The sequence below is a fragment of the Sphingomonas bacterium genome (assembly GCF_903643035.1).
Taxonomy (GTDB): Bacteria; Pseudomonadota; Alphaproteobacteria; order Sphingomonadales; family Sphingomonadaceae; genus Sphingomonas.
The window spans coordinates 1-5424 of the sequence record NZ_CAHJWW010000185.1 but is presented as its reverse complement, the minus strand read 5'-3'; the positions used below and the strand labels follow the sequence as shown (position 1 = coordinate 5424).

Annotated in this window: 2 protein-coding genes and 1 pseudogene; 2 read left to right on the top strand and 1 reads right to left on the bottom strand. The window is 68.4% G+C overall.

Annotated features, from left to right (window positions below; translation table 11 throughout):
• Nucleotides 1–594, top strand: a pseudogene (locus tag HUV01_RS11430) (elongation factor 4); the annotation flags it as partial.
• A gap of 124 nt (nucleotides 595–718) precedes the next feature.
• On the opposite strand, the gene HUV01_RS11425 reads toward HUV01_RS11430, so the two are convergent.
• The gene (locus HUV01_RS11425) at nucleotides 719–1354 is read right to left on the bottom strand and encodes a hypothetical protein (RefSeq protein ID WP_217430993.1); all 636 of its coding nucleotides are present in this window, start codon (nucleotides 1352–1354) and stop codon (nucleotides 719–721) included.
• 486 nt (nucleotides 1355–1840) lie between these two features.
• Between HUV01_RS11425 and HUV01_RS11420 the strand changes: the two genes are divergently transcribed.
• The gene (locus HUV01_RS11420; protein WP_174298371.1) at nucleotides 1841–5266 is read left to right on the top strand and encodes a polysaccharide deacetylase family protein; all 3426 of its coding nucleotides are present in this window, start codon (nucleotides 1841–1843) and stop codon (nucleotides 5264–5266) included.
• The last annotated feature ends 158 nt before the right edge of the window (nucleotides 5267–5424 follow it).

Here is a 5424-nt window from a genome sequence, read left to right as displayed (position 1 = left end):
CCGTGGATCGAGGCGACGATCTACGTCCCCGACGAGTATCTCGGCAGCATCCTGAAGCTGTGCCAGGACCGGCGCGGCATCCAGAAGAACCTGACGTACGTGGGCGGCCGCGCGCAGGTGACGTACGAGCTGCCGCTCAACGAGGTGGTGTTCGACTTCTACGATCGGCTCAAGAGCATCAGCCGCGGCTATGCGAGCTTCGACTACCACCAGATCGGGTATCGCGAGGGCGACCTCGTCAAGATGAGCGTGCTGGTCAACAACGAGCCGGTCGACGCGCTCAGCATGATCGTCCACCGCGGCACTGCCGAGAGCCGGGGGCGCGGCATGTGCGAGCGGCTGAAGGACCTGATCCCGCGCCACCTGTTCAAGATTCCGATCCAGGCAGCGATCGGCGGCAAGGTGATCGCCCGCGAGACGATCGCGGCGCTACGCAAGGACGTCACGGCGAAATGCTATGGCGGCGACATCAGCCGCAAGAAGAAGCTGCTCGACAAGCAGAAGGAGGGCAAGAAGCGGATGCGCGAATACGGCTCCGTCAGCATCCCGCAGGAAGCGTTCATCGCTGCGCTGCGGATGGGAGATGACGCGTAGGCGGCGGGGATCGAGGCGGCATGGCGGATGGGTCGGTCGACCACGATCCGGGCGTCCGCGACGGCTGGAAGGGAAGCGGCCGGCTTAATGCCCCATCATCGCCGCACGGAACGTCGGACCGGCCCTAGTTCGAATAGACGAACGTGACGTGCAGCTCGGATGACAGCACCACGTTGTTGTTGGGAAAGACGATCGGTTTATAGGCGTTGCCGGAGTCGTACACGCCCGTGACGGCCGCGATCCTGACGGCTCCCCGAGCAAGCGGTATGCCCCCGCCGGGAAAGGTGACGTTGACCGGAACGGTGGCGTTGCTTCCGCCCGCCTGTTTCAGGATTCCGGCGAAGATGGCCGAGTCCACACTGTGATGCGACGGCTCGTAGGCCGTGCCGGCCAGCTGGCCCGACCCCGTATTGTTCGCGCTGCTGATCGAGAACAGGAACTCCCGGTCGTTCAGGTCGGGCTTCGCATTGTCGAGGGCGGCGTTTCCGTAGATGCCGAGGAGACGCACGTCCGATCCGTTGCCAATGACATAGTCGTAATTGGCCGCCTCGCCCGCGCCATGGTCGGTCGCGGTCCATATCTCGGTCCCGAAATGGACCGTTTTCGGCATGGCGCTCGTGGTCTGCGCCAAAGCCGGCGTCGCGGCAGCCGTGCTCGCGGCGGCAACGAACAACGTCCTGAAGACAGGACTGACATAGGCCGACGACAAGGACGCCACGGTCACGGCGGCGACGGCAACCATCCTGAAGACGGGTTTCATGGCTTTCCTGTTCTTTGCTGGTGCTGGTTGGAAGAGGCTGTTTCGGGCTCCAGATGCCGGAAAGATTGTGGAAAGGGCCGTAACCGCAGCCGACGTCCCGACGACCGCGACAGCAAGGGCCGAGCCCGGTCTGCTACGGACTGTCTACCTCCTTTGTTGTAACCGCAGTCCCTCACGCGAGTAAGATGAACGGTTGGTCAGTATCGGTCAGCCGGCGCCGTTCCGGCGATCGGCTACGGTTGTCGTGGCCGTGGCGTCCGGAATGACGTAGAAACAGTCTGTCGATCCTGCGGCTTCTGGCGGTCGGCGGGTCCGGCCAGCTCCCGGCCTGCGCGCCGGCGGCGGCGCAGGGCGCGCGGTTCCACCTCTCCTGCATCTAACCTGTCTGGTTAGATGCAGGAGAGGAGCCACGCCGGCCAGCGCGCGGCGCCGTTATCGTCCGGGCGCCATTGCCGGTCCCGGGCGCGCGTGGCAGACGGTGCGGCGATGGCGTTCCAGGCAGTGTTCTTCGATGCGTCTGGCCGGCGCCGGCGGCGGTTCCGGCTGGCAGTGATCGCGTTCGTCGGGCTGATCCTCCTCGCGCTCGCGGTCTTCGCCGTATCGATCGGCGCGGTTCCGCGCGCGCCGCTGCTGCCGATCCAGTCCGAACACGCGACCAGCCACGCGCTGCCGCCGCCGCGCGACGGCTTCTTCGGCCGGACGCGGCGGGGAATCGACTATTACGCCAAGCGGCTGCTCGGCGCGTCCCCCGCCGCCTCGGCCGCGAGGAACGCGCCGCTCGCAATCGCCTTCCACGTTCCCTGGGACACGAACAGCGCCGCCTCGCTCCAGCGGCATATCGACCAGCTCGACTGGGTCCTGCCAGTCTGGGTGACGGTGACGGGGCCGGACCATCACATCACGGTCTTTCGCGACACCGCCGGGCGCGCGGTCATCAACGCCGCGGCCAAGCGACCGCTGATTCTGCCCACGATCCAGAACGCGCTGTCGGGCCAGTTCGACGGCCCCGGCATCGCGGCCATGCTGCACGACCCCGTCGCCCGGGCCGTGTTCCTCGACAGGCTGGTCCCTTGGCTGGCGCAGAACACCGCGTCGGGTGCGTGCTTCGACTTCGAGGACCTGCCGGCGACCGCGCAGGCCGACTATCGCCGGTTCCTGGCGGAGGCGCACGCCCGTTTCGCCCCGCGCGGCTGGATCGTCGCGCTCGCCGCGCCCGTCGCGAACGAGGAGTGGGACCTGCCCGCCTATGCCGGCGTCGTCGACCGCCTGTTCCTTATGAGCTACGACGAGCACGAGCAGGCCGGCACGCCCGGTCCGATCGCGTCGCAGCGGTGGTTCGCGCAGGCGGTCGCCAACGCCGCGCGCGGCATCCCGGCGAGCAAGCTGGTCGTCTGCATCGGCGGCTACGGCTACGACTGGCACGACGGCACCGGCGACCCGATCACCGTGGAAGAAGCATGGGAAGCGGCCAAGGAATCCGACGCGGTGCCCGCCTTCGACCGGGCGAGCGGCAACAGCGTCTTCGTTTATCAGGAGGGCGACAGCCGGCATACAATCTGGCTGCTCGACGCGGCATCCGCCTTCAACCAGCTCCACTTCCTCCAGGCGGCGGGGGTGAAGGCGGTCGCGCTGTGGCGGCTGGGGTCGGAGGACCCGGGCCTGTGGTCGATCTTCGGGCGCGACCACCGCCCGTTGCCGCCCGCCGCGACGATCCAGACGATCCCGGCGGGCACCAACGTGGATATCGAGGGCGCGGGCGAGATACTGAAGATCGCGGGCCAGCCGGTGCAGGGTATCCGCGCGATCGCGACCGCGTCCGACGGCAGCCTGGCCGATGTGCGCTTCCGCCAGCTCCCGCGGCCCTATGAGGTCGACCGCACGGGCTATCAGCCCGGCATGGTCGCACTGACGTTCGACGACGGGCCGGACCCCGACTGGACACCCAGGATCCTGGACATCCTGAAGCGCGAGCATGTGCCGGCAACGTTCTTCATGGTCGGCGAGAACGGCCTCACCAACCGGGGCCTGCTGCAACGCGAGGTGGCCGAGGGGCATGAGGTCGGCAGCCACACCTATACCCACCCGAACCTCTCCGATGCGTCGGCGCGCGAGGTCGCGTTCGAGCTCAACACCAACCAGCGTCTGTTCCAGGCGTTCACCGGCCGCTCGCTGCGCCTGTTCCGAGCGCCCTATTTCGGCGACGCGGAGCCCACCACCGCGGACGAGATCGGACCCGCGCTGATGGCGCAGGAGCGCGGCTACCTGTCCGTCGGCCTCCATGTCGATCCCGGCGACTGGAAACGGCCCGGCGTGCAGGAGATCATCGACGCGACCGTCGCCGGCGTCAGCGCGCCGGAGAATTGTACCGCGCAGAACGAGGTGCGGTGCAGCCACAACATCGTCCTGCTCCACGACGCGGGCGGCAACCGCGACCAGACGATCGAGGCGCTGCCCGTCATCATCGACCGGCTAAAGGCGCTGGGCTTCCGCTTCGTGCCCGTGTCGAGGCTCGCCGGGCTGACGCGCGATCAGTCGATGCCCGTCATCTCGCCGAACGACCGGCTGGCGGCGCAGACCGACCTCGCGCTGTTCTCGACGCTGGGCGCGAGCGTCATCTTCCTGCGCTGGCTGTTCGTGTTCGCGATCAGCGTCGGCATCCTGCGCGCGATCACCCTGTCCGCGCTCGCGCTGGTCCAGGCGCGACGCGAGAACGAGGAGGTGTTCCCAGCGGTTGACCCCGACCGGTTCGTCGCGGTGCTGATCCCCGCCTTCAACGAGGAGCGGGTGGTCGAGCGCGCGGTGCGCGGCGTGCTCGCGTCGACCGACGTCAGGATCGAGGTGATCGTGATCGACGACGGGTCGAAGGACGCGACCAGCGAGATCGTGGCGTCCGCTTTCGCGGGCGATCCCAGGGTCCGGCTGCTGACGCTGGACAACGGCGGCAAGGCACACGCCCTCAACCGCGGACTGGAGTTGGTGACCGCGCCGATCGTCATCGCGCTGGACGCCGATACGCAGTTCGAGACGACGACCATCGCCCGCCTCGCGCGCTGGTTCGTTCCTTCGACAGGCTCGCAACCGGGAGCGTTGGGCGCGGTGGCGGGCAACGCGAAGGTCGGCAACCGCGTGAACCTCATCACCCGGTGGCAGGCGCTGGAATATGTCACGGCGCAGAACCTGGAGCGGCGCGCGCTCACCAGGCTTGGCGCGATGACGGTCGTGCCCGGCGCGGTCGGCGCATGGCGGCTCGACGCGATCCGCAGCGTCGGCGGCTATCCCGACGACACGCTGGCCGAGGACCAGGACCTGACGATCGCGATCCAGCGCGCGGGCTGGCACGTCCGCTACGACCAGTTCGCGGTCGCCTGGACAGAGGCGCCGGAGACGCTGCGCGGCCTCGCCAAGCAGCGGTTCCGCTGGGCCTATGGCACGCTGCAATGCCTCTACAAGCATCGCGCGATGATCGGGCACGGCCACCCGCGCGGGCTCGCGATCGTCGGCCTGCCGCAGGCGATCCTGTTCCAGATCGTGCTGGCGGCGATCTCGCCGATCATCGATCTCGCGCTAATCGCGTCGTTCGTATTCACCTATCTGGCGATCCAGGCGCATGGCTGGGCGCAGAACACCGCGTCGCTGGAGAAGATGGCCGGCTTCTGGCTGGTGTTCACCGCGATCGACCTGCTGGCGGCGACGATCGCCTTCGCGCTCGAGCGGCGCGAGCGGTGGCGGTTGCTGTGGCTGCTGGTGCCGCAGCGGGTCGGCTACCGACAGGTCATGTATTACGTCGTCATCAAGGCGATCGCGCAGGCGCTCCGCGGCCGGCAGGTCGGCTGGGGCAAGCTCCAGCGCAGCGGCCGGGTGGCGAGCCGCGAGACGGCGACGCCTGCGGTAGGGGGCGGTGGGGAGGGGTAGTCCCCGCCCCCCACCTTACGCCGGGATGACGTTGTGGGGTAGGATGACCCGGCAATCGGAGGGACGCGATGCGATACTGGACGAAACGGGTCGGCACGGTCGCGGCGGCGGCACTGGCCGCGCTGTCGCTCGCCGGCCCGTCGCCTGCCGCATCTCCC